Genomic DNA, 24,398 nt, shown 5'->3' with positions numbered 1-24,398 from the left:
AGTTGCGGCTTTGAGGGCGATTGGGTGGGCAACTGGGCGACCGGGAATGCTGTCGATCATACAATGAGGTGGCAACTGGGCGCCGAGTTGCGGCTTCGAGGGCGATCGGATGGGTGACTGGGTGACCGGAAATGCTGTCAGCGTTCGCCGCATCAGGCAACTCCCAGCCAGATCGGGCATCGCGCCGATCTGGTATGGTTTTTCCGAGGAGTTACCAGTCTGGGTGACCGGCGCGGCGACTCGAACAACAGCGAAAGGCCCCCAATGACTGCTCTCCGAAATTGGACGGACGCACCCCGATGCAGTAGGGTCACCGCATGCGGCTGTCGTTCAACATCGCAGGTCCATGCATTCCGGGCGAGCACTACATGCTGCCGCCCGAACGACGTCTTGGGCGGGTCATGCGGCTCATCGAAGACCGCAAATACTTCACGCTGCACGCCGGACGGCAAACGGGCAAGACCACGAGCGCCCAGTGGCTCGTGCAGCATTTGAACGGTACGGGCCGATGGTGCGCAATGCACGTCGACGTGCAGAACGCTCGAGATACGGATTCGCCGTTTTTGACCTTCAAGGTCATCCGCGAAGATCTCGATCATGCCGTGCTGCGGGATCTGCCCGACGTGGGCTTGGGAAGTCCACAGGTACGTCAAGTGAAACCATCGCGCGTTTTTCTCATGCATTATCTGCGGGACTTGGCAGCGCGTGCACCGCATCCGCTCGTCGTGCTCTTCGATGAAGCCGACGCGCTGATGGGCAAGGCAATGGTTTCTTTCTTGACCCAGCTTCGACAGGGATACATCGATCGGGCAAAGACGCCATTTCCCGCGAGCGTCGTGCTCATCGGGCAGCGCCAAGTTCGCGATTACGCCGTGCGCGCCAAAGATCAAAAACCGCTGTCGTGGCTCGGAACGAGCTCGCCGTTCAACATCACGGCCGATGCGACGACGATTGCGCCATTTACGGATGCCGACGTCGAGGAGCTTTTGGCTCAGCATACGGCGGCCACGGGTCAACGATTCGAGCCCGAAGCGGTGGCGCGCATTTACGAGCTGGGGCAAGGCCATCCGTGGCTCACGAATGCAATGGCAGATCAAATCGTGAATTGGGATGTCGAGGATCGGTCGGTAGCGATCACGGCAGCGCACGTGGATGCTGCAAAAGAGACGATCATTCTGGAGCGGCGTAGTCACATCGATTCGCTCATTGCAAAGTTGCGCGAAGAACGCGTGCGCAAGATCATCGATCCGATGCTCGCGGGAGATCAGACGGGCGTGGATGTTCTCGACGACGACTTCGCTTATGTGATGGGATTGGGGCTCGTTCGAAGAATGGGTGGACAATTCGTGATTGCCAATCCGATTTACCGCGAAGTGATTCCGCGGACGCTGACATACATTCGACAGGGGCAAATCGTGCCGCGACGCAGTTACCTCCGCAAGGATGGTTCGCTCGACATGGCGAAACTCATGGTGGATTGGCAGAAGTTTTGGCGTAAGGATGGGCATGTTGCGGCCGAGGGATTCGGGTATCGCGAATCGGGCCCGCATTTGATGCTGATGGCCTTTTTACAACGCATCGTCAATGGGGGCGGACGCATCGACCGCGAGTATGGGCTTGGCCGCGGGGCGCTGGATTTGGTCGTGCACTGGAAAAAGGAATGCCATTGCATCGAAATCAAAATTCGACGCGATAGGGAGACCGAAGCCGAAGGGCTGGAACAGCTCGCCGGTTACCTCGATAAGCTCGGGCTTGGAGAAGGGTGGCTGGTTCTATTCGACTTGCGCGAATCGGTCTCCTGGCAAGACAAACTTTTCGTGCGGGAAGCGGAATACGCAGGCAAGCATATTCGGATCGTCGGGTGCTGAGGGCACCGGCCAATCTCTAACGCCGCGCGCCGCCTCGCGCTAAGCTCCGACTGCAAAGCAGCTCAGTCGGCCGTTATGTTGCCCGGGGAAAGACTTGCCATATACTTTCCCGCTCTCTGAAATTGGACGGACGCACCCCGATGCAGTAGGGTCACCGCATGCGGCCGTCGTTCAACATCGCAGGTCCATGCATTCCGGGCGAGCACTACATGCTGCCGCCCGAACGACGTCTTGGGCGGGTCATGCGGCTCATCGAAGACCGCAAATACTTCACGCTGCACGCCGGACGGCAAACGGGCAAGACCACGAGCGCCCAGTGGCTCGTGCAGCATCTGAACGGTACGGGTCGATGGTGCGCGATGCACGTCGACGTGCAGAACGCTCGAGATACGGATTCGCCATTTTTGACGTTCAAAGTCATCCGCGAAGATCTCGATCGTGCCGTGATGCGGGATCTGCCCGACGTGGGCTTGGGAAGTCCACAGGTACGTCAAGTAAAACCATCGCGCGTTTTTCTCATGCGCTATCTGGAGGACGTTGCGGCGCGTGCACCGCATCCGCTCGTCGTGCTCTTCGATGAAGCCGACGCGCTCATGGGCAAGGCAATGGTTTCTTTCTTGACCCAGCTTCGACAGGGATACATCGATCGGGCAAAGACGCCATTTCCTGCGAGCGTCGTGCTCATCGGGCAGCGCCAGGTTCGCGATTACGCCGTGCGCGCCAAAGATCAAAAACCGCTGTCGTGGCTCGGAACGAGCTCGCCGTTCAACATCACGGCCGACGCGACGACGATTGCGCCATTTACGGATGCCGACGTCGAGGAGCTTTTGGCCCAGCATACGGCGGCCACGGGTCAACGATTCGAGCCGGAGGCAGTGGCGCGCATTTACGAGCTGGGGCAGGGCCATCCGTGGCTCACGAATGCAATGGCGGATCAAATCGTGAATTGGGATGTCGAGGATCGGTCGGTAGCGATCACGGCAGCGCACGTGGATGCTGCAAAAGAGACGATCATTCTGGAGCGGCGTAGTCACATCGATTCGCTGCTTGCGAAGTTGCGAGAAGAACGCGTACGGCAAGATCATCGATCCGATGCTCGCGGGAGAGACGGGCCGGATGTCTCGGATGATGACTTCGCTTATGTGATGGGATTGGGGCCCGTCTCGAAGAATCGGGGGACAGTTCGTGATCGCCAATCCAATTTATCGCGAGGTGATTCCTCGGACGCTGACATACATTCGACAGGGGCAAATCGTGCCGCGACGCAGTTACCTCCGCAAGGATGGTTCGCTCGACATGGCCAAACTCATGGTGGATTGGCAGAAGTTTTGGCGTGAAGATGGACATCTTGCAGCCGAGGGGTTCGGGTATCGGGAAGCCGGGCCGCATTTGATGCTCATGGCGTTTCTGCAACGGGTCATCAATGGCGGCGGGGTCATCGAGCGCGAGTATGGGTTGGGTCGCAAAGCGCTCGATTTGCTCATTCGCTGGAAGAGCGACCGCCATGCGATCGAGGTCAAGATTCGTCGCGACTCGGAGACGGAAAGCCGTGCCCTCGAACAGCTCGCCGGTTACCTCGATAAGCTCGGGCTTGGAGAAGGATGGCTGGTTCTATTCGACTTGCGCGAGTCGGTCTCGTGGCAAGACAAACTTTTCGTGCGGGAAGCGGAATACGCAGGCAAGCACATTCGGATCGTCGGGTGCTGAGCTCGCCGGCCAATCCCTAACGCCGCGACACGCGGACGGACGCTCGAGCTTGACGAGGGGTCGATGGTTTGTCCGCGGAGTTCGTCTCGGCGCTTTTCGTTGGAGGAGCAACGGACGTGGGTTGCGACAAACCGTTCACGGAAGCGAACGTCACGCAGGAAGACCCACCCGCACGTGCATCGAGAGATGCTTACACGGCACCGCCAGGGCGTTCGGTCGCTGGCGCGGTGTCCTCGTCCTCGGGCAAACCCGACAGTCGCCGCGACGTTGGCCGAAGTCCTTGCGCAAGCTCCGGCTGTCCTGCAAGCGCGTACAGGCCGCACGCCGTTTCGGCCGTCGCGATGTACGTGGCAAACCACTCGATGAGCGCTCGTTCGCGCACGGTCTCCGATGCGATCGCTTCTCGCTGCTCACGCGTCACGTCCGCGAGCGCTCGGCGCAGATCGGCAACGGCGGCGCCGAGGTCTTCCGCGACGGCGAGCGGCGCAATGGCCAAACTCTTGATTTTTGGCGTCTCGACGAGCGTTCTTTCGCGCAAAAGGCGTTCGACACCCGCGGCAATGCGCAGCAAAAGCTCAGGGTCGTCGGGAATTTGCGGCGGGATTGAGTACGCCGCGGCGACGGTCGTACCGTACGTACTGACGAGCGTTGCGCGCAGCGAAACGAGAAACGCCTTGAGCATTTCGCTTCGTTGTTCGAGCAACGCGCGAGGGACGGCGTCGTCGGCAAGCTCGATCAGATGAGCAGCGTCAGCATGGATCATGCTTTCCGTTGCGCGTGAGAGCAGTACACCCAGCGCGACGACGACATCCGCGAGTTTGAGGTTTTGCGGAACGCCCTGCGGAAAAAGTGCTCGCTCGAGACCCTGGGCGATCTCCGGAGCGTGTTGGTTCAGCGATTGAACAACCGTGCGACTGATGGCGATGCGATCCGAAACGGCTTTGGACGGCTGCGACATGATGCTCCTCGTAGAACATGAATACGCCTCTCGTCAGCCGCCGAGAAGAGTGGAAGACTCGGGCCCATGCAGGACCCTTGCATTCGAGAAGGCGAATCGAAAGAATGCGCGCCGATGATGACCTTCAGCTCCGACCCTGCTGTCGCAGAACAGCAGATGCACGCGATCATCTACTATCTCACGGCCTTCGGCTACATCGACGGCGACTTCGACAGCGCCGAACGAGGCTTCATCCGTGATTACATCGCCAAGCTCGTGCACGGGCGGGCGGTGAGCACGATCGGTGAAGACTTGACGGGGCACGAAGACATCATCGCTCGATGGACCGAGCACTTTCACGAGGTGATGGACGAGATCGACGGTGAAATCCAGGACTACTTCACGGAGAGCGTTGCGGAGTCCGAGGACACGAAGCAGTTTGTCTTGGCGAAACTGAAGCTCCGCACGTTCGAGCTGTTCAAGCGTTTCGACGATGAAAACCGATCGGCGCTGCTCGCGACGGCCGAGGAGCTGATTCAGGCCGACGGGGTGGTGCATCCCGAGGAGCAGCAGTTTCGGGACGACATCGTGGCGCTGCTCGACGCGCCCATCGAGCTCGACGACCTGGAGGTGGAGCCTATCGAACGCGGGGACGTGGTGATCGACAAGGCGAAGCAGGTCTCGCCGCGCATGGCGGATCATCCGTTTTTCAAGATGTTCGAGCACGATTATGCGAGCGACGCGGCGACATTTGCGCAGCAATCGGCAGCCGACTTGGCGCTCGTGGAACGATTCATGGCGACGCTCGGGGAGCAACGCAAAATCGGCAAGGGCAAACTTTCCGCGGCGTCGGACTTCAGTCACTTTCCTGCGGGCAGCATTTTCCTCGATGGGCACGTATACGTTTACAAGCCGATGCCGGAAGAAAAGGTCGAGCTCTTGGTGCTCGGCGACTTGCACGGTTGCTACACGTGTTTGAAGGCTGCGCTTTTGCAAGCGGACTTTTTTACGAAGGTCCAGGCGTTTCGAGACGATCCGCAAAACAATCCTCGCATGATAGCGGTTTTCCTCGGCGATTACATTGATCGGGGCAAATATAGCTACAATGGCATTTTGCGAACGGTGATGCAGCTCTTCGTGACGGTGCCGGGGCATGTCTTCGTTTTGCGTGGCAATCACGAATATTACATCGAGCACAAGGGCAAAGTGCTCGCGCCCGTGCGTCCGGCGGAGGCGATGCAATCGCTCGAAAGCATTGCACCGACGGAAATGTTTCAGGCGTACATGCGGCTATTCGAATCGCTGCCGAACATGCTGATCTTCGATCAGATGCTCTTCGTGCACGCGGGCATTCCGCGCGACGCGACGCTCGACGACAAGTACAAGGATTTGACGTCGCTGAACGATTCGGACATACGATTTCAGATGTTGTGGAGCGATCCGAGCGATACGGACTTCGTGCCGGATGCATTGCAGAAGGCGAATGCAAGGTTTCCGTTCGGGCGGCATCAATTCCGATCGTTCATGCAGCGGATTGGTTGCACGACGATGATTCGGGGTCACGAGCGGGTGGTGGAAGGTTTCAAGACGATTTACGACGAGCCGGACGCAAAGCTATTGAGCTTGTTTTCGGCGGGCGGCAAGAACAACAACGATTTGCCGGCGAAGAGCAATTACCGCGAAGTGACGCCGATGGCGCTGACGATCACGTACGAAGACGGCGTTTTGCAAGTGACGCCATTCGTGATCGAATACGAGCGGTACAACGATCCACAGTACAACTCGTTTTTCAAGAATAGGCTCGCGCCGACGATTTCGGTTTGAGCTGGCGCCTCGAAGCCATCACGCCCTCCATCGCTTGCGGCTCACAAGACAAATGGGTTCCCTCCACGGGCTCGTACCTGCTATGGTGGCCCGCGGAGGACATCATGCGCAGTGGTTCTTGCCCGAAGTGCCGATCGAGCGAAGTTTATCGCAACCCGAGTGGAGCACGATTGTCGTTCAAGAACGGTCGTGCACTACAAGACGCGTATTTCGATACGTACGTTTGCCTCGGCTGCGGCTACATGGAAATGTTCGCGAATTTGAAAGGCGACGACGTGGATCCGGCCGAGATACGCAAGCACTGGAAGAAAGCTCGCTAGCCATTGAAGCGCCGCCAAAGGAACATCACGTACTGCTGTGCGCAAAAAGATGTTCCACCGCGTCGACGAGCAGTTGCTCGACATGAGCTTCGCTGATGGTATCCGGCTGCGCATAATGGCCCAGATCGAATGGCGTCGGTGGAGCCACGAGCCACGCCAGCACTTCGCCGGGTTCCTTGCCCACGACAATGCCAAACGAAATGTAACCCGATTTGGAACCTCGCTGGGCAAGCCCGAGGTGCAGCGTAATGCAAGGCGAAATGCGTTCGCTCTCGTGCAGCTTGGCGTCTTCGTCGATGGTTGGATCATGCCCGAGCCGCCGCAATTCGGACGCAACGTCCTGCATGATGGGCCGGAGGATACGCTCGCGCAAACGAACGAACGCCGCCTCGAAATCAGCGCTCGGTGAAAGGGCGGATTTCTTGCCAAACCGCGCATCGATGAGCGCGAGTTTCATTCGATTGTGCTCTTTCACGGCGCGAGGAGAAGCACCTGCACTTGACTCGGGGCAACACGCATTCCAGGACAATTCGTGTTGTTCTGAATCGATACGCTCGTGAGCCGAGTTGCCGGCACGCCATTGAGCAACACCGTGAATGCCGCGGTCACATGCCGACACGGCCCCATCACGGTTCCCGACGCGACGCCCGTGGCGATTCCGGCGTTGTCACCATTCGACAACGGAATCGTCGTGGCCATCGTATGCGCTGGCGTCGCGCTCCATAACACGTTGTACGCAGCGCCTACACCCATCGGCCCGAGCGCGACGTTCGGGTAGGGAATGGGCACGGGCGCCGGAGCTGGAGGCGCCGGCGTCAAACACACATCGGGAAACCCAAAATTCATTCCGCCCATTTGGGTATTCGCAAACATGATCGCCTCCTCTCAGCCCACGTGAATCTGCTCGCCGTTGACCTTCACGAGGTCCTTCGCCGTGACCACCGTGTGTTCTCCTCGGAAATGCGCCACCGTTTCGGCTGCATAATCCAGATGCCGCGCTTTGACCTGGTCCGTTTCCTCGACGACCTTGAAACTGCGTTTCACCCGTTGACTCAGCCTTTCAAGCATCCCATCCACAGTCTTTGCAACGAGTTTTACGCGGCCCAAGTCTGCGCCCACGACCTCGCCGACGACATCCAGCACGCGACCCGCAAGACGCGTATGCATCGCGGTCACTTCCACCCGCGCGGAGCTGATGCGCACTTCACCGCCTCCGACCACATCCACACCTTGGTTTGCCGCAATCGTCAACCGCTCCGCCGCACGAAGAAGCGTCTTCTCCGGCAGCTCGACCGTCGCACGTTGCGCACCATCTGCTCGCTCGAGTACCGCTAGGACAAACGCATCCCCTCGCGTCTCGATCACGCACAGAACCCGATCACCCACCTCGGGCACGAGCAAACAACTCGCCGCTCGACGCGCGACAACCTTTCCCGTGTTCGTTTTCAACGTGAGCACTTCGCCCGCCGAAACGACCTCGGCAAACTCTTCGTACACCAGTTTGGGCTCGTGCTTCCTTGCTACAGCTTCCATGCTTTCCTCCGCTCTTGCCCTGGTTGAATCTTCGGGACTTCGGTTTGCCTTCGCATCGAGCCCCTTTCATGATCGGTTCGGTCTATGCGTTTCCCACCAATCCTCTGCTTCTGCGAGCAAAGGTTCGTCTCCGAGCGCCGCTGCAGAACCTGCCGGCATGTTCGTCCCATCGCGGAGCGCTCGATGCAGGCGCGTTCGATACATCTTCGCACCACCGAGGTTTGCAAGCGAGAGGTCTGCGTGGGTAAAGTCGGCGTGGGTCAGATCGCAGCGCATGAACTTCGCCGCGCGACACTTGGCGTCGATCCAAATGGATTGCTCGAGGTTCGAGTCGGATAGGTCCGCACCTTCCGCGCTTGCTTCTTGAAAAATGGCTTGAAAGAGGTCGGCGCCCGTCATCACGGCGAGCGTGAGGGTCGCTTTGTGAAAGATCGCGAGCTTTGCGCGCGCTTTGACGAACGTTGCTTTCGTGAGCTTTGCCCCTTTGAAGTTCGTTTGCTCGATACGGGCGCCGTTGAAGTTGCACCCTTCGAGGTTTGCGTCGATGAGCTGGACGAGCGGAAGCTCCCGCTTCTCGAAGCTCTGACCGGCCAAATTCGATTCGGTGAAAATCGTCGTGTGAAACGTGGCCCCATCGAGCTTTGCTTTGCGCAGATCGGCCCGGAAAAACGTTGCCTTCACGAGGTTTGCGCCGGCAAGATCCGTCCCATCGAAGCTCGCTCCAACGAACGCAGCGCGGTCGAGATTGGCTCGCGCAAGTGATGCGCCGTCGAAACGACAGTCGCTGATGTTCGCGATCGTGAGGTTTGTCTCTTCGAGATCTGCGTCGTTGAACGTCGATTCAATGAGGTTCGCCGCGTTCAGGTTCGTCCTTGCGAGCTTGGCACGATCCAATTTGCATTGAATGACGTTCACATGCCGCATGGCCGCGCCCGCGAGAACGGCATCCGTGAGATCGCATTGCGACAGGGTCACCTCGGACAAACGCGCCCCATCGAAACGACAGCCTCGAAGCGAGATTTTGGATAGAATGTTGCCGCCGAAATCGATGCCCGAAAGATCCAAACCATCCCAGTTTTCGTCTTCGAACACTTCACTTCGCGCAAGCCGCGTCTCGATCGTCGCCCTATCCATGTCACCTCGGTGCCCTGCGTACGAAGTTCACGTTCGCGCCGCGGAAGCTGGTTTTGTCGTCACCCACCGCACCCATGGCATCCGCACGAAACAAACTCGCCCGCTCGAAACGCGCCCCGCGAACGATGGCGCCTCCGAGCAATGCTTGAAAGAGGTCCGTGCAGTCCAAATTGGCCTGCGTGAGATTGGCTTTCATGAGCCGCGCTTCACGCATTCGCGCGCCTTCGAAGGTGGCCCCGGTCAAGTCGCACTTGGAGAAGTCTGCTGCATCGAGCAGGGCGTCGCTGAAGTCGGATTCTTGCAAACGTGCGCCCCGGAAAAACGCGCTCCGCAAATTGGCACGGCGAAACGTGGCCTTCACGAGCGAACAACCGCGATCCACACCCACGATACGTAGGCTCTCCACTTGCGCGTCGTCGAAATTGGCCCCGTCCGCGATGACGTCGAGAAAGACCGTGCCCGGAAGCTTGCACTTGCGAAAATCCACGCCCGACACGTCGATTTCCAGCATGTTCGACCGCTCGATCGTCGCGCCCGCAAGTTTCACCCCGCGGAAATCGCTGCGCAACACCGTCAACTCGCTCGCCACGATGCCCGAAAGATCCGCACCGTCGAGCAATGCTTCGTTGATGTCCGCCTTGTGCAAGATCATCCCGCGAAGGTTTGCCCCACGGAGATCCGTTCTGACAAACACCGCCTCCGACGCGTCAATGCCACCATCGAAGAGCACCTCGGTGCAGATCGCTTCGCCCAGGTTGGCACCTTTGAGCTTGGCCCGAGTAAATACGGCACCTTTCAGGTTCGCTCGAGCCAGCACGGCGCCTTCGAGGTTTGCATTGACGAACTTGCACCCCTCCAGCCGAGCTGCCTCGAAGAAGGATCGCGACAGATCACGATCGCTGAAGTCCAAACCGGACAAATCGGCCCCCGTGAAATCATGGTCGGCGAGCGATTCACCCCCAATGAGCAGCGCCTCGACCTCCAAACGTACGCGTGCGACATGCTCCTCGGCACCCTCGTGCGCACGAGGCATGTAGTGCACGTGCTTGCGATAGGTGTCCTTGAGGACGGCTTCGGCTTGAATGAGTTTTTCTTCGAGGGCAGGGTCGGCGAGCTTGGCTATTTCGGGAATGACGACGCCTGAATTGGCCGAAAGCTCGGCAAGATCCCGCAGGCGCTCCATCTCTGCTTTCGCCGAGAACTTCGGCGGTCCGCCTTGGTCCTTTTTGGCGTCGGCGAGGAGCTTGTCGAAATCGAGCCCATTTTCTTCGCAGAGCTTTCTAGCGTCCTCGAGCGCCTTTTTTTGCTTGGCCTCTGCCTCCTGAATGGCCTCTTGCGCTTGCTTTTCGGTCGTCTCGACAAACTCGGCGATACCGTTCATGTCCGGAATTTGTTGATCCTCGTCGGGCACGTCTTTGGGGACGTGTTCGTCCGGGTCGATGCCGGCTTGGCGCAGTTGTTCGCGCGTTTCTTCGAGCTGTGCGCGGGCGCGGTTTCTCGTAGCCCGTTCGACGAGACCTTCGCGCGCCAGCAGTTTCCCGAGCTCCTCGTCGTTGACGGCGGTTCCGCTTCGTACCCCGTCGGGAATCAAATCTTTGTCGCGAAGCGCGTACAGCGAGCCTTTGTCGCGATCGAGGCGTTTTTCCCGGACGGTGCGGTAATGACTCAGCCCTTTCGGCTCACCATGCCGTTCGAGCGCGACCATTAGATCGAGCACGTCGGAGGCTTCGTCGTCTTGCACTTCGACAAACGCTCGGTACAAAAGGACGATTCGCTCCATGTGAGGCACGAGCAGCACGGTATCGAGCCGCAACGACACTTCGCGCAAAAGGGCGCTTTCGCGACTCACGAAGGCGCGCGCCAAAAATCGGGGGATCTTTCCTTCGATTCGCTCCTTCGTCGGATGCATGTGTTCGATGACGACACGCTCCTGGCCTTCGAGCGGCGCATCGAGCCATTGGTCTTCGGGAGCGAGGTTGAAGTACGTCGGATCGAAATCGTCGGGATAATCGGGATATCGAGTTTCGAGCCAGCGTTTGTCGTAGGTTCCCAATTTTGCGAGGCGTTTTGGCCACGATGGATCGATCGGGGCAAACCCTGCTGGAGGTGGGCGATCCCTGGGTGAACCAATCAGCTTTTTGGGTAGCTCGATGTTTGGGAGCAGGTGCACCGTATCGCCGTCTTCGGTTTTCGTTGGGGAGAGCCCTCGGCCGACCGGGTTTGCCGCATACCCTTCACCACCGAAGGCTCGTTCCCACGAAATGGGCATTTGATCGAAAGGTACGGGATCGCTGGCGACGCCATTATTCCACACGCGATCACCGACGACCCAGAGTTCTTTCGACAGCGCGCCGACTTCGATTTTGACCCTTCGTGCGGGCACTTTGCGACCTTCGGGAGCGAAGGCCCAGCCTACGGCCAGCACTTCGGGTTTGACCTTGGGCTTCAGCTCGTCGAGCGCCCCGGTAAAACCCGGTATGGTCGCGAGCGACTTCCAGAGGGTTTGTTCGTGTTCGAGCACGTCGCCTTGCAGCGACGTCATGGCTCCCACGACGATGGCGAGGTGCGTTTGACCTTTGCGCTCGTACGGTCCGGTGAGGAGCGCGAGCGCCATGGGTTTCAGGACTTTCATAATCGGACGGGTTCGTCGCTTCAGGCGAGGGCGATGTGCACGCCAGCGCGTTGCAGACGCATGATGGAGCTTTCGACCTTGGGACCGACGGAGTTTTTGAACCAGAGATTGCAGTTCTTGATGCTCGCGTTGCGGTAGATGATTTCAGCCGGACCAATCTTGTTCTTCACGGTCAGACCCATCGCGCATTCGATGTTGATGGCCATGGAGATGGCCGCCTTCATGGCGAGCGTGAGCTCCATTTTTCCGCCGATGAGGTTTTCGTTGAAGATGCCGATTTTCGTGTCGCTCGTCATCCCGATCGTGAATCCAACGCCCATGGAGAAGTTGAGTTTGACGAAGTCACCCCACGAGCGGGCGTACCACTTCTGCTTGCTTTCCTGCGTGAGCTCACCGACGGACTTGATCGTCATGGGCCCGTGGCTTTCGATGTGTACGTTGGACTTGCCGTCGATTTTGACGTCAGCCGTATCGGTCTTGATTTCGATCTGACCCGTGGTCGAATTGATGAAGATTTTGTTTTTCGCGTGGATATCCATCGCGTTGTCCGTCGAATCGACCGTTACCTTCTTTTTGCTCAGGAGCTGCGTCGTTCCCGCTTGCGTGTCGATTTTCGTATTGCCCGTCTTGATGGTCCACGTCGTGTCCTGTTCGACGTTTGTCACCCAGGCACCTTTGGTGACATTGAGCGAATAATTGCCTTTGTCTGCCGTGAGCGAAATATTTTGCTCTGCGACGAGCGCATAAGTACCCGCCTCGGGATCTCCGGGAGCCGTGACGACACCCAGCGCAACGCCGCCCGCTTCCACATGCGTTTTCCAATGGTTCTTGATGAGGGCATCCCAAATGCCGCTACCCTGGACTTGACCAACCCGCAAATCGAAGTCCTCGCCCGCATTGACGATCGTATTGCGATTCGTATAAGCGATCAGTTGGTGGCGTGCATTGGGGTATCCCATGCGTATGTAACTATTTTCGTGCGGTGTCGAGAGCGTCACGCGCTGCTGGCCATTGCGATCGTCGAGCTCGAAGCGATTTCGTCCGCCGGTTTGGATGACGTTCAACGTATGATTGCCGCTCGTCACGGGGCTGGGCGTGAGCGCGTTCGGAGTGACACCCGAAATCACGGGGCGATCGGGGTCGCCGCCGAGGAAGCTGAAGAGCACCTCGGTACCTTTGCGTAGTGGAAAGTGAAACCCTTCGATGCCGCCGCCGTGAGGTTGCATCATCCGGACGAACGTGCTCGCTCGGCCGTCTTTGAGGTTGGTCTCATCGAACTTGAACTTGACCGAATATCGGCCTTGATCGTCGATCTGAGCGTATTCGCTGTCGGCAGACCCGTCGACGATACCATTTTCGAAACCGAAGATGCGTGGCCAATGCGTGCTGCTTTCGGCACGGAATTGCACCTTTGCGGGAATCGCATCCAATTCGCAGAAGTAGACATCGTCGTGCTCGAAGTCCAAGAATTTTTTGAAGGCGGAAAAACCCGCGGCTTGATTGCCGAAATGGTGCACCGCGATCGCGAGATAGGTTGTGTTGAGCGCGGGGCGCGGGTGATCTTCGAGGTCGAACTTGGAACCGGGACGAATATGTGACCGACTGCCTTCCGCATGATACACGACTTCGCGCGCAAGCAGTTCCTCTGCACGCAATTTCGCCAGGCGTTCGCCTGCGGATGGAGTGAAAAACCTTTCGCCATAAAGGCTGACTTCGCCTGCACCGGTCGAAGAGACGGACGCCGAGCCGCTCAGTGCGAGGTTTGGCCGAGCGTAGTCGTAGTCCTTGAGTTTGATGGCCGACGGCAGCGTCCGATGTCGGGCGATGAACGACCGGAATGACGCGCCCGCACTTTGATCTTGCCCAAGCTGCGGGAAATATCGAATGGGCATTCCAAGCGCGTCTTCCTCGTAGGTCTTGTCGTCGGCGAGGATGAGTTTCTCGCCATCTTCGCTGTGCAAAAAATAATAATAAATTCCTTCGCGCTCCATCCACCGGGAGATGAAGTCGAGGTCGCTTTCGCGATATTGGCAAATATGCTCCTCCGTCTCGTAACTTCCGAGACGCAATTCGTAGTCGTCTCCGCTGAAGCCGTTGTCACTCAGGATGGCCTCGATGACGTCGGGAACCGACATCTTCGTGAAAATGCGGCTGTGCTTCGACAACCCAAGCAGACGAAGACGGGGCACGAGGACCACGCGGACCAGCGATCGTCCTTCGACGGCGTGAAGAAGGTCTATGCCGGCAAGAACCCCCGCAAAGATGAACGGAGGCAGTTTATCGTCCGTTCGATCGATGATGAGTTTGGCCTTGGCGCCTATCGCATCCGCAAAGTCGACCTCATCGCCCTCCGATCCTTCGAGCGAGACGAATATTTCGATCTCATAGGGCTTCGAGATGGCCTCGACCCCGCGAAAACCAATGACTCGCGTTCCTACGTCCGGCAACGCGCTCGACGAGATGGTGATGAGATCGTTCATGGTCAACCTGCTCCGTGGCTGCAGCCAAAACACCAAGCAAAAACCCGTACGTGATGCCATCTTATCACATTCGAGCCGTTGACAAGACACAATCTTGCACGCATTTCGAGGATTTTTACTTCGGCGGAGTTTTCTACCGCGTCCCCCACAGCCGGAGGCCCGCCGGCACGACGATCAGCGCGACCGCAAGCCCCGCCACACTGCCAATCGCGCCCACCAAGCCCAAGTCACGCAATCCATCGAATCGGCAAAGCCCAAGCGCCGCAAACCCCGCCGCCGTCGTGAGGGCCGTCGCCGCCACGGGCGGGCCTTCGAGTCGCAAGGTTTCGCGCAATACGTCGCCCGTCGTTTCACGTGCCCGGTGCAGCAAAAACATGCCCTCGTCCACCGTAATGCCCAAAAGCACCGGCAATACGAGCGCATCGTACGCATGCAGCGGAATGCCAAAAAGCCGCACCAAGACGAGCACCGTCGCGATTTCCGCGCCGACGACGAATGCCGCAATCGCCACGTCACGCACGCGGCGGAGCGACATCGACAGGGCCACGATGACCAATATGCCCGCCACGATTCCAATCTTCGGCAGGTCCTGCCCCAAGCTTTTGCGTAGTGCCCCTTCGAGACGCGAATAGCCCGTGAGCAGCGCCGCCGCATCGGCTTTTTTGATCGCCTGCTCCACTCGCTGCGTCGCGCCCGGCACGTCACGCGGCCGCACGTAGACCGCCACGAGCTGTTCGCCCTGGTCCTTACCCAAGTACCGCGACATCAAGATCGCCGCCGCGCCGCGACGCACGTCGTCTATTGCAACGATGTCGCGCGCAGGCGAACGCATGCCATCGAGCACGCTCGTGAATCGCGCTGGCGCAAAGCCCGTTTCCGTGAGCGCCTTTTCGAGCTCGTCGGCCTTCGCCGCCATATCGAGCGCTTCGCGCGCTGCAAACCGTGCTTCTTGCGTCGCCTTGGCCGGTGCAAGCGCCGTGAGCGCGTCGACCGCGTCCACATCGTCCTTCATCGACGACAACGTTTCTGCAATATGGTCGGCTCGAGCGCGCGCATGGTCGAGGTCCTCGTCGGCCACGAGCACCACCCATTGACCTCGTTTGCCGCCGAATGCATCGAAGACGGCCTGCTGCACCTTCAATGGCTCGAGCTCTTTGGGGCGCACGGCGACGATCGATTCGGACAAACTCGGCGCCGCGCCAAACAGAATGGCCACGATGGGCACGAGGGCCAGCATGGACATCAGCGCCGCCCTTTGCCGCGTTCCCGTGAGCCACGCAATGCCGAGCGTCCACCTTGCGGGAGCTTCCGGGGGCGGGGGTTTTCTTTCGAGCCACGCGCCAATTTCGGGCGTCACGAGCACGATGGCGAGCGCGGTGAGCAATTCACCGGCCGCACAAAGCACGCCGAGCTGCCGCATGGCCGTAATGCTCGAAAGGCTCAATGCGCCGAACGCCGCGGCCGCCGTCGCCGCTGCCAAAAGCACGCTTTTGGCCGTCTTTCTACGCGCTTCGATGGCCGCTTCACGTGGACCGAGCCCCGCGCGACGCGCTTCGAGCAGCGCGGCATAAACGTGCACGCCCGTATCCACGCCGACGCCCACGACGACCGACATGAACGCAATGGCAATCCCAGACAAACCGCCCGAAAAGAGCGTCGCGACGCCCGCGGTCCATATCGTACCCAGCGCGAGCGGCGGCATCACGGCCAGAAGCGCCCGTACGCGTCGGAAAATCAAGGCAAACACGAGCGACGCCATCACCATGGCCACGGTGCTCGAAATGGTCAAATCCCGCCTGAGCATCGCCTCCGTTGCCTCAGCAATGGCGTGCCCGCCCGTGAGGCCGAATTTCATTTCCGGATGCGCAGCACGCTTGGGTGCGAGCACCGCTTCGGCATCGCGAACGAATTGCCGCGCATCTTCACCGCGTAATGCTTGCCCCTTGGGCTCGGCCAACACCATATACGCGGCGCCATCGTCGGTCGCGAATGCCCCGTCGGGTTGCGTACGCACGCCCGCGCCGATATCGGCGCCTTCGTAGACGAGCTGCGCAAGTCGCAATGGATCGCGCCCAATCACCTCGGCCGCCGCGCCACTTCCCGGCGCGAGCAACATTGCGCGACTCTCGGCAAGCCGCGCACGCATGCCCTCGGGCGTGAGCGCCTGGCGCAGCCGCTCCATTGCGCGCGGGTCCGCATGCCGAAAGGCGAGCATCGGATCGAGCGCGCGGGACGAATCCACGCGAGCCGACGCCCGCGCAATGCTCGAACGCTGGCCCAATTCGTCCGCAATTTCGCCGGCGACCGCCGCATTCGTCTCGCGATCGGGACCTTGCACGAGCACCACGGCGAGGTCCCCGCCACCGAAACCTCGCACGTAGCGCCGCAGAGCCGCCGCTTCGCCTCGATCTGGCAAAAGCGACGACACATTGGGATCGATGCGCAGCCGCAGCGTGACCGCCACGAACGTGAGCACCGTGAGCAGCACGAGCGCGAGGGAGACGACACGTCGCGCCTTCCATCCGCCTCGAGGGGCCACATCGGGCGCTACGGCCGGCTCCATGGGGACCACTCGATACGCTGCTCAGGCGCGTAGTGCAAGCGCTTCGGCCAGAGCGGACGTACCAGAAAAGGTGCCAGCCACTTGGAAAACATAAGCTTGCACACCTTAACAGGTGCCGACCTCCTTTGTATACGTGGTTTAACCAACTTTTTCTTGGCGTACCGACCACTTTTGGGGAGCGGCCGCGAGCAGGACGAGCTGCGTATTCGCGATACGCGCGTCGCGTTCCTGCGCAACGCGGGTCGCGTCTTGGCAGGACGCGGTGTACTGGCGTCTCGTCGTCATCGTTTGTGAAGCGCCGCATGGTCCCGTTGAAAAGCCGCGGAGTCTCGCTTAGTCTGTGCCGTTCATTCCCCGCTTTTCGCGTTCGGGATGAGCTGGCACGGCGGCTGCAATGGCTTGAATGCAGAAACCCACCTTCACCGGGAGACGACCATGAACATCAGCACTTCGATTCTTCGTTCCACCTCGTCGGTCATGTTTTTTGCCGTGAGCCTTTATGGAATGGGTTGCATGGTCGAACCTGGCGACATGGGTCCTGGTTCCGAAGAAGAATACATCAGCCAGGTCGAGCTCGGAGCAGGCGGGGATCCGGGGACGCAGAACCATTTGGAAGACCTTGTATTGATGAACCACGGCGTGCAAGAAACCGTCCGCGCGCTGGGCGATGCGGCACTCGTCAATTCGAGCAATCAGTTGCCGTCGATGCCTTACATGCCGGCACACAATGCGACGGGCGACCTCGAGGGCGCGCGAGTCGATTTTCTCGAAGTTTTGATTGGGTGCGCGCTGAGCTCGAGCCAGACGGTGACCGATCCGGCACACACGATTGGATACTTCTTGGGAATCCCGGTCAAGAAGTCATATACGGGTGAAATTGGTATCGCACCCGCATGGACATGGCGCGCGCTCACGACGACGGAAAAACGGTATGTCACCGCGTGCGTAATGCAACGTGTGAATGCATACGGGGAAGTGATCAACATTCTGCTCCAGACTGCAAACGGCAGCTATCAGCCGCTCAACCGCTCAACCGAGGACTTGGAGCTGTACCCCGTCGCCGAGTCGGTTGCTTGGGGTAACATGTTCGACTCGACAATCGAATTGAGCACGACGAATTCGGAGGTACCGGAGGACACCATCCCATTCGTGGGGCATATCTGCCGCGAGTACTCGTCGGCACAGGCCCCTTGGAGCGGTCTACGGCGACAATGCGACAATTTCGAAAGTTGCGGATTTACTTACGAGGGCAATTGTTCGGAGTTGTCTTGCGCATTCGGCACTCCGTGCTGGTACAGCGTCCGCGCACGGTTGAAGGATGAAGATTGGGGAAATTTTTACGACTTGTACATGCCGTGACTCGTCCGCTGGAATTGCGTGCCCACTCCTTCACTGCATCCCCCTCGCCATCTTCATCTGCTCCGCGTGAGCTTTTTCTAGGCGCGGGTTTTCCCGAAATGCCGCGCCAAACGCGTCGCTAGCTCCCCGCGCCGCCTTCTGCCGCTCTTTTCCCGTCGATGCCTTCGCCCGCAATAGCAGCAGCTCGCCCTTCAACACGAATGCCCTGGCGCTGTGCGGATGAATGCCGAGCACTTTCTCGATGAGGACGAGCCCCTCACCCACCGCCGCGCCTGCTGATTTTCCGCTCGCATCGAGCCACATTGCTTTCTGCGCGCAAACCTCGGCCAAGGTCAAATAAGGGCGAGGGTCGTTGGGGCTCTTGGTGATGATAGGTGCGAGCTCCTTCGCTGCGAAATCGAAATCGGCCTCGTCGGCACGGCCTTCCCTCATCTTCACACGCACTCCCCAAAGATCGATTCTGACCAAGAGGTCGTGCAGATCGATGTCCGCCGGCTCTTCATCGGCCGCCTTCTTCAACGTGTCCCGCAGCCGCCGATGTTCAACGTCGGGCACCGATTCCGCTGCAAGCAGATAATCAGATTCCACGAGGCGAAGCTCCGCGAGCTCCATCAACATGAATCCGGTCTCGGAACCGGGGTTCGCAAACGAATGCAATTCTTTCAACGCGGCTTTGATCGATGGCCGCGGATCAGTCCCCATAGCAAACTCGTACGCTGCACGCAATCGAAGAGCCTTCGCACCATAATACGCTGGCAAGAACCCGCCGAGCTTGCGCTTTTCGACGAGCGACAATGAATCATCGAGCAAACGTAACGTCTCCGTCGCGTCGATCCCATGCTCGGTCTCGTACGCCAATCGATAATTTGCCGCACGAATTTTCGCATAAAGCGGCAATGTAAAATCAGGGTCCGCCTGCATGGCCTCGTCGAGCCGTTTCGATGCTTTTTCGATCATTGGCCGAGGGTCATCCCCATGCAGTCGATCGTACTCGGCTTGCACCAAATACGTTTGCGCAAGCTCGTTGAGCGCCCATACGTACCGCGGCTCGATTTCCAATACACGTTCATACGCACGTACGGTCCCCGCAACATCGACACGTTCGCCGCGGCCGCTTCGACGCATGGATTGCACATACAGCGTCGTCGCATGGACGTAATGCGCCAGCACATCGTCCGGCCGAAAACGAACCGCTTCCTCCACTGCATCGAGCGCCGCTTTTTCGAATGCCTTCGTGTCGAGTCCCCGATTGTTGGCATTCCAAAATCTATATTGGAGTACGTTCGCACGTTGCACCCGCACTTCGCCCTCCCGCGAGCTCGCCTCAACCGCATGCGAGCACGCCGCCTCCGCCACATCGATTTCCTTGTCCGGAGGCTTTCCATTCGCATCCCTCCCACGCGCCATCTTTTCCCACAGCACGCACTCCGCCAAATGCACCGCCGGATCGCTCTCCCCCATTCTCGACGCAACCTTGTACGCCTCGGCCGCTGGACCGAACGATTGCATCATCTTGTCCCAATCGAACGCCGCATCGTGCCGATACTTGCTGCCCTCCGCAAATAACGCGTCCGCCTCGAGCTTCTTCGCCTCGTACAGCCAAGGCGCCTCCTCGAAGGCTCGCTTCGCTTTCGCTCGCGCTTCGTCGTTCTTTCCTTCATAGAGCGCAATGAGCCCCTCGACGTACGCCGGCGATTCGATGTCCGCCCCCGTCGCTGCCCGCAAATGCAATAGCGCTGGATCACGCAATGTCGTGGCAAGCTCCCCTTCCCGCTTCTTGCGCTCCGCTGCATTCGAAATGCGTTTCGTATCTTCGAGCGCCCGACGATAGAGTTCCCCCAACGTTCGTCCCAAAGCCACTTCGAGCTCCGGCGATCGATACCCCGCCGTAACTGCCTTTTCGAGGTGCTCGCGCGCTTTGTTCGCATCGCCGAGCGTCAAGTAGCCTCGCCCCAGCGCATAATGGCCCGGCCCATCGGCAAGTTTGCCCGCCTCGTTCATGCGCTGCTCGATGGCCGAAAGCTTTCGCCGCACCAAATCTCGCTCGAGCTCCACGTCGTGAATGGGGAGTGCATACGCCGCGCGCAGAAAAAGCTCCATTTCTTTCACACGCTCGCCGAATTCCTGCGCAATGCGCGCTTCGGCCGCCGCATCCTGTCGCGCCTTGACCGACAAACCTCCCAAAGCCAATGCGCCAACCACGGTCATACTGCCAAGCGCCGTGACGAATTTGTGCTTGCGCGCTTTTTTCAATACGACATACCCAAGCGACGCCCGCCGCGCCATAATGGGCTCGCCATCCAAAAATCGCTGCAAGTCCTCCGCAAGCGCCCGCGCCGAATCGTACCGACGGCCCGGATCCCGCTCGAGACACTTCATCACGATCGTTTCGAGATCCGCGGGCAAACCCTTTTTCAGGGCCGATAACGGCTGCGGATCCTCGAACGCCACCATCATCAATAGCTTCCACGTATGTTGCGCAACGAATGGCGGCTGACCCGCAAGCACCTCGTAAAGCGTCGCGCCCAGCGAATACACGTCGGATCGCCGATCCATTTGGCGCAGCTCACCTCGAGCTTGTTCCGGCGCCATGTATGCGGGTGTTCCCAGCACCGCACCCGTGACGGTTTGCCCTTGATCAGCGACTTCTTTCGCGAGACCAAAGTCCATGATATACGGCTTCAAACCATCGGCCTGCTTTTCTACCAAGATATTGCCAGGCTTGATGTCGCGATGAATGAGCCCGAGCCGATGCGCTTCGTGCACCGCCGCGGAAATCTCGCGCATGATCTTCACGCGCTGTTCGACGGTGAGGCGCTGAGCCATTCTCGAGAACGACTCGCCCTCGATGTACTGCATGGCAATGAAGGGCTCCCCATTGACCTCGCCAGCTTCGTAGACGCGGCACACGTGGTCGTGCTGAATCTTCGCTTGCGCACGGGCTTCTTGCAAAAAACGTTGCCCCAGATTGGCATCGACGCCCTTGAGCAACTTGATGGCAACCATTCGCCCGAGTCGCCGATCGCGTCCTCGATACACGGTGCCCATACCGCCTTCGCCAAGAAACTCGATGTCGTCGTAACGATCACCAAGCGATGAAGGAATGCTCCGACGCTCGGAAACGAGCCCGGGAAGCGTGGCCGGCACAGTCGGCGCAAACGCGATGTCGTCAACAAGCGGAGGCGTGGGCATGAGGATGGCGTTCGTCTAGGCAACGAGCATACCAGCATGAAACGGTGCACTACACCCGAAAGTGCGCTTCTCGAACAACGCGATGAAAGGGGCCATCCGTACGCTCTGGCCGGAACGATCCACTCCACTAGGAATTCAAAAAATCAGGAACGAAAAGGTCCCGTGGTTGTCGATGGGCCTTCGCATGAGAACTTTTTTTGGTCCCGCCATCGCTCTCGCGACACTCGCCACGTTGACGCTCGATCCACATCTGGCATCTGCAGACTCATTTCGAGCTACACGTTCGGACAAACTCGTCGAAAAGTCGCATAAAATCGATATTCAACTAGGTCATGGCTACGCAGATTTGCGCGTGCGGCGCACGGTGCACAATGGCGGACCGAGGCACGATCAGGCCACATTTTATATTGACATGCCGAGTGGTGCCGTCGCCGTGGGCTTGCGGACGCTGGGCATGCTCGAAGGCAAACCGCATTGGTTTGCCGGAGAACTGCTCGAAGCAGAAGCCGCCGCGGCAAAATATCGCGAGCTCACGGGCATCGGCGGGTATTACCCGAAAGACCCAGCGCTTTTGTCGTGGCGTTCGCAAGATCGATTGGCGCTCCAAGTGTTCCCCTGCGCCCCGGGCGAAGACAAAACCATCGAATACACCCTCCGCATTCCGACCCAATATCGCGACGGCCGGCACCACCTCGACCTTCCCGCGATGGGCACGCAGTTGCTTCATGCCGAAGCGAGCGTTTGGCCCATGCATTCAGGTGAAACCGTCTATGTAGCGGACAAACCCGTGGCCGCGCCGGGATGGGTCCGCTTGAAGGATCAGGTCGATCTTTCCGTCGCGCCCATCACGACGAGCTCACTCGACGGAGCCTTGGCATCGGTGCCCATCAATCCAGAGAAAAACCTGGTCCATTATCACATCGAAGCAGCTCCGCGATTGGGAACCGTGCCGGCAGGGGCGCACGTGGTCGTGCTCGTCGATGCGTCTCGATCGCTGAAAGAGCACGAAACGACCGCCGCGCTCGCAATGGCTCGAGCCTATGCTTCGCACTTTCCTGGAGGACGTATTGCCATCGTTCCCTTCGATCGAAAAGTACACGTCCCGAAAGCCGGTTTCGTTTCCGTGGGGCAAGCCCGCACGACATTGAAAACAATGACGATCGAACAGCAAAATGGCAGTCATGTCGACGAAGCCCTCGCCCGCGCCGACGTCATGCTCGCGGCGGCACCTTCGAGCGCCCCGAAGCGTATCCTTTTGCTCACGGACACGCGCACGCGCGCGGAAGTCACGCCCGAAATGCTGAAAAGCAAACTTCAAAAGAGCGGGGCGCTCTTGCACGTGAGCACGCTGTCGAGCTCCAATCAGTCGTGGGTAGCCCGCGAAGACGACCACGAATGGAATGCCGTTACGCGGCCGTCGGGGGGCCTCGTTTGGAGCGCGTCGATCGACACGGACGATACCAAACGCAACGAGACGGTATTCGAAGAATGGGCAAGGCCCAAGCGAATCGACCACCTCTCCGTGCGCCCTCGAGGGATTGCTCCGGAAGAGCTTTCTTTTCCCACGGTGCTCGAAGAAGGCCAAGGCCTCGAAGATTTGCGCCTGCCCAAGATAGCGGTGGATTCGGTGGAAGTCACGGGGGAACTCTGGGCCACGCCCATACGCAAGGTATTCACGCGTGACGATGCCGAAGGGCAACGCTGGGCCGGTTTGTTTTTCGGGACGAACCTTTACAATGACATCACCGAAGCGGAAATGATGCCGCTCGCCATGCTGGGCAAAGTGGTTTCGCCCGTCACGAGCTACCTCGCCATTGAACCTGGCGTGCGTCCGTCGACGGAAGGGCTCGACGAAGGCGAAGGGTCGGGCTTTGGATTTGGGTCGGGATCAGGAGGTCTTGCGGGAGGAAGGTTCATGGGAGCGGGCATCATGAATCCCGTCGACAAGGAAAAATTCCTCCGCGAGAAACTCGAAAATGGTTTGGCGAAGTGTGGAGGCAAAGGTCGCAAAGCAAGTGCGACCATCGAAACGACGATCGCCGAAATCGTCGCCGTAAAAGCTTCGATCGATGGCGAAAAAGCGGGCAGCGCGCTCGTGGGCTGTTTCGAAGAATCGGCTTGGGATATTTATCTACCGGGCGTTTTCCACGCGGCTCACGAGGTTTTCACCGTGACGCTGTGAATTCGACCCGAGCTCGTGCGTTTACGTGTTCACTTTACATCAAGTCGGCTCCGGCGAATTCTCGCCAGAATGCGGGATAGGTGCGAGCCACGCGTGACGGGCAATGATCGCAAAGAGCTCGCGCCGCCTGATAAAATGCATCCCGTTCCCTGGAGGGAGGAGACTTGGTATGCCGAAGGCGATGCCGCGAACGAGCTGGAACGGTTGGCGGAACGGGGATTTTGTCCCGCGGTGCAGCAAGATTGAGGACCGACGACACGCTGCCGATTCCTTGTGCCGCGCGCGCCGCAACGGCTGGCGAGTAAGGACGACCCGCATCGAATCGTTCGGCGACGAGCTGAAGAATCGACGTATGGTCGAGCGTGCCATGAAAAACCGTTCCCCTTTCGACATGTGGCGAGACGACAATGGCAGGAACGCGAACACCCGACGTTTCGAATGCCGAATAGCTCGCATCCCGGGGCGATTCTTGCCGAATGCGAGCGGGCGGCACGTGATCGTAAAACCCGCCATGCGAAGCATACGTGACGATGAACAAGGTGCGCTGGAAACGTTCGGGATTTGCCGTGAGCGCCTCGTACACGGACAAGAGAAACTTTTCTCCCGCCGCCATGGACGAAGGCGGACGATTGTCATTGGCTTCTTTATCGCAACGCACCGGCCCATC

General features: G+C 59.2%; 18 protein-coding genes. 7 read left to right on the top strand and 11 right to left on the bottom strand.

What is annotated here, in order from left to right:
- Positions 1-317 precede the first annotated feature (317 nt).
- The 3 genes from IPM54_09470 to IPM54_09460 all read left to right on the top strand — a co-directional run bounded on the left by IPM54_09470 (position 318) and on the right by IPM54_09460 (position 3,575).
- A complete protein-coding gene (locus IPM54_09470) occupies positions 318-1,868 on the top strand; it encodes an ATP-binding protein (GenBank protein ID MBK9260051.1) in 1,551 nt (516 codons plus the stop codon).
- Positions 1,869-2,026: 158 nt separating this feature from the next.
- Positions 2,027-3,205 carry an ATP-binding protein gene (locus IPM54_09465; protein ID MBK9260050.1) on the top strand — a complete coding sequence of 393 codons (1,179 nt, stop codon included), beginning with the start codon at positions 2,027-2,029 and terminating at the stop codon, positions 3,203-3,205.
- Positions 3,165-3,575 carry a hypothetical protein gene (locus IPM54_09460; protein MBK9260049.1) on the top strand — a complete coding sequence of 137 codons (411 nt, stop codon included), beginning with the start codon at positions 3,165-3,167 and terminating at the stop codon, positions 3,573-3,575. Before IPM54_09465 ends, IPM54_09460 begins: the two co-directional genes overlap by 41 nt.
- A 190-nt stretch (positions 3,576-3,765) precedes the next feature.
- Here IPM54_09460 and IPM54_09455 read toward each other — a convergent pair whose 3' ends face one another.
- Positions 3,766-4,533, bottom strand: coding sequence for a hypothetical protein (locus IPM54_09455; GenBank protein ID MBK9260048.1), 768 nt, complete (start codon positions 4,531-4,533; stop codon positions 3,766-3,768).
- Positions 4,534-4,647: 114 nt separating this feature from the next.
- Between IPM54_09455 and IPM54_09450 the strand changes: the two genes are divergently transcribed.
- Together IPM54_09450 and IPM54_09445 are read left to right on the top strand one after the other, a co-directional pair.
- Complete coding sequence (locus IPM54_09450) at positions 4,648-6,336, top strand: metallophosphoesterase (GenBank protein ID MBK9260047.1); 1,689 nt, start codon at positions 4,648-4,650, stop codon at positions 6,334-6,336.
- Positions 6,333-6,656, top strand: a complete 324-nt coding sequence (locus tag IPM54_09445) for a hypothetical protein (GenBank protein MBK9260046.1) — start codon at positions 6,333-6,335, stop codon at positions 6,654-6,656. The genes IPM54_09450 and IPM54_09445 overlap by 4 nt, the downstream gene beginning before the upstream one ends.
- 25 nt (positions 6,657-6,681) lie before the next feature.
- Here the strand turns inward: IPM54_09445 and IPM54_09440 are convergent, their stop codons facing one another.
- The 8 genes from IPM54_09440 to IPM54_09405 form a co-directional block, all read right to left on the bottom strand.
- The gene (locus IPM54_09440; protein ID MBK9260045.1) at positions 6,682-7,131 is read right to left on the bottom strand and encodes a hypothetical protein; all 450 of its coding nucleotides are present in this window, start codon (positions 7,129-7,131) and stop codon (positions 6,682-6,684) included.
- Entirely contained in the window at positions 7,128-7,529 is a 402-nt protein-coding gene (locus IPM54_09435; GenBank protein MBK9260044.1) for a DUF4150 domain-containing protein, read from the bottom strand. The genes IPM54_09440 and IPM54_09435 overlap by 4 nt, the downstream gene beginning before the upstream one ends.
- A gap of 12 nt (positions 7,530-7,541) precedes the next feature.
- Complete coding sequence (locus IPM54_09430; protein MBK9260043.1) at positions 7,542-8,189, bottom strand: DUF3540 domain-containing protein; 648 nt, start codon at positions 8,187-8,189, stop codon at positions 7,542-7,544.
- A gap of 66 nt (positions 8,190-8,255) precedes the next feature.
- On the bottom strand, positions 8,256-9,323 hold the full coding sequence (locus IPM54_09425; GenBank protein MBK9260042.1) for a pentapeptide repeat-containing protein: 1,068 nt from the start codon (positions 9,321-9,323) through the stop codon (positions 8,256-8,258).
- Between the two features lies 1 nt (position 9,324).
- Complete coding sequence (locus IPM54_09420; GenBank protein ID MBK9260041.1) at positions 9,325-11,955, bottom strand: DUF2169 domain-containing protein; 2,631 nt, start codon at positions 11,953-11,955, stop codon at positions 9,325-9,327.
- Positions 11,956-11,975: 20 nt separating this feature from the next.
- Positions 11,976-14,435, bottom strand: coding sequence for a type VI secretion system tip protein VgrG (gene tssI, locus IPM54_09415; GenBank protein MBK9260040.1), 2,460 nt, complete (start codon positions 14,433-14,435; stop codon positions 11,976-11,978).
- Positions 14,436-14,568: 133 nt separating this feature from the next.
- A complete protein-coding gene (locus IPM54_09410; GenBank protein ID MBK9260039.1) occupies positions 14,569-16,998 on the bottom strand; it encodes an MMPL family transporter in 2,430 nt (809 codons plus the stop codon).
- A 138-nt stretch (positions 16,999-17,136) separates the two neighbouring features.
- On the bottom strand, positions 17,137-17,283 hold the full coding sequence (locus tag IPM54_09405) for a hypothetical protein (GenBank protein MBK9260038.1): 147 nt from the start codon (positions 17,281-17,283) through the stop codon (positions 17,137-17,139).
- Between the two features lie 150 nt (positions 17,284-17,433).
- Here IPM54_09405 and IPM54_09400 point away from each other — a divergent pair, with 150 nt between their 5' ends.
- On the top strand, positions 17,434-18,357 hold the full coding sequence (locus IPM54_09400; protein MBK9260037.1) for a hypothetical protein: 924 nt from the start codon (positions 17,434-17,436) through the stop codon (positions 18,355-18,357).
- A gap of 30 nt (positions 18,358-18,387) precedes the next feature.
- On the opposite strand, the gene IPM54_09395 is transcribed toward IPM54_09400, so the two are convergent.
- Positions 18,388-21,549 carry a protein kinase gene (locus tag IPM54_09395; GenBank protein MBK9260036.1) on the bottom strand — a complete coding sequence of 1,054 codons (3,162 nt, stop codon included), beginning with the start codon at positions 21,547-21,549 and terminating at the stop codon, positions 18,388-18,390.
- A gap of 184 nt (positions 21,550-21,733) precedes the next feature.
- Between IPM54_09395 and IPM54_09390 the strand changes: the two genes are divergently transcribed.
- Positions 21,734-23,731: a VWA domain-containing protein gene (locus IPM54_09390; GenBank protein MBK9260035.1), complete on the top strand. Its 1,998-nt coding sequence runs from the start codon at positions 21,734-21,736 to the stop codon at positions 23,729-23,731.
- A 34-nt stretch (positions 23,732-23,765) separates the two neighbouring features.
- Here IPM54_09390 and IPM54_09385 read toward each other — a convergent pair.
- Positions 23,766-24,398, bottom strand: a 633-nt coding sequence (locus tag IPM54_09385) for a hypothetical protein (GenBank protein ID MBK9260034.1), incomplete at its 5' end; no start/stop codon positions are given.

The sequence above is a fragment of the Polyangiaceae bacterium genome, assembly GCA_016715885.1.
In the GTDB taxonomy this organism is placed as follows: Bacteria; Myxococcota_A; Polyangia; order Polyangiales; family Polyangiaceae; genus Polyangium.
This window is presented reverse-complemented; position numbering and strand designations above follow the sequence as displayed.

Excerpts from the sequence above, each read along its gene's own strand:
- IPM54_09390 (MBK9260035.1), top strand. The coding sequence starts at position 21,734 with ATGAGAACTTTTTTTGGTCCCGCCATCGCTCTCGCGACACTCGCCACG.
- IPM54_09405 (MBK9260038.1), bottom strand. The coding sequence starts at position 17,283 with ATGACGACGAGACGCCAGTACACCGCGTCCTGCCAAGACGCGACCCGC.
- IPM54_09400 (MBK9260037.1), top strand. The coding sequence starts at position 17,434 with ATGAACATCAGCACTTCGATTCTTCGTTCCACCTCGTCGGTCATGTTT.
- IPM54_09465 (MBK9260050.1), top strand. The coding sequence starts at position 2,027 with ATGCGGCCGTCGTTCAACATCGCAGGTCCATGCATTCCGGGCGAGCAC.
- IPM54_09470 (MBK9260051.1), top strand. The coding sequence starts at position 318 with ATGCGGCTGTCGTTCAACATCGCAGGTCCATGCATTCCGGGCGAGCAC.
- IPM54_09410 (MBK9260039.1), bottom strand. The coding sequence starts at position 16,998 with ATGGAGCCGGCCGTAGCGCCCGATGTGGCCCCTCGAGGCGGATGGAAG.
- IPM54_09435 (MBK9260044.1), bottom strand. The coding sequence starts at position 7,529 with ATGTTTGCGAATACCCAAATGGGCGGAATGAATTTTGGGTTTCCCGAT.
- IPM54_09425 (MBK9260042.1), bottom strand. The coding sequence starts at position 9,323 with ATGGATAGGGCGACGATCGAGACGCGGCTTGCGCGAAGTGAAGTGTTC.
- IPM54_09460 (MBK9260049.1), top strand. The coding sequence starts at position 3,165 with ATGGCCAAACTCATGGTGGATTGGCAGAAGTTTTGGCGTGAAGATGGA.
- IPM54_09430 (MBK9260043.1), bottom strand. The coding sequence starts at position 8,189 with ATGGAAGCTGTAGCAAGGAAGCACGAGCCCAAACTGGTGTACGAAGAG.
- IPM54_09450 (MBK9260047.1), top strand. The coding sequence starts at position 4,648 with ATGATGACCTTCAGCTCCGACCCTGCTGTCGCAGAACAGCAGATGCAC.
- IPM54_09420 (MBK9260041.1), bottom strand. The coding sequence starts at position 11,955 with ATGAAAGTCCTGAAACCCATGGCGCTCGCGCTCCTCACCGGACCGTAC.
- IPM54_09395 (MBK9260036.1), bottom strand. The coding sequence starts at position 21,549 with ATGCCCACGCCTCCGCTTGTTGACGACATCGCGTTTGCGCCGACTGTG.
- tssI (MBK9260040.1), bottom strand. The coding sequence starts at position 14,435 with ATGAACGATCTCATCACCATCTCGTCGAGCGCGTTGCCGGACGTAGGA.
- IPM54_09455 (MBK9260048.1), bottom strand. The coding sequence starts at position 4,533 with ATGTCGCAGCCGTCCAAAGCCGTTTCGGATCGCATCGCCATCAGTCGC.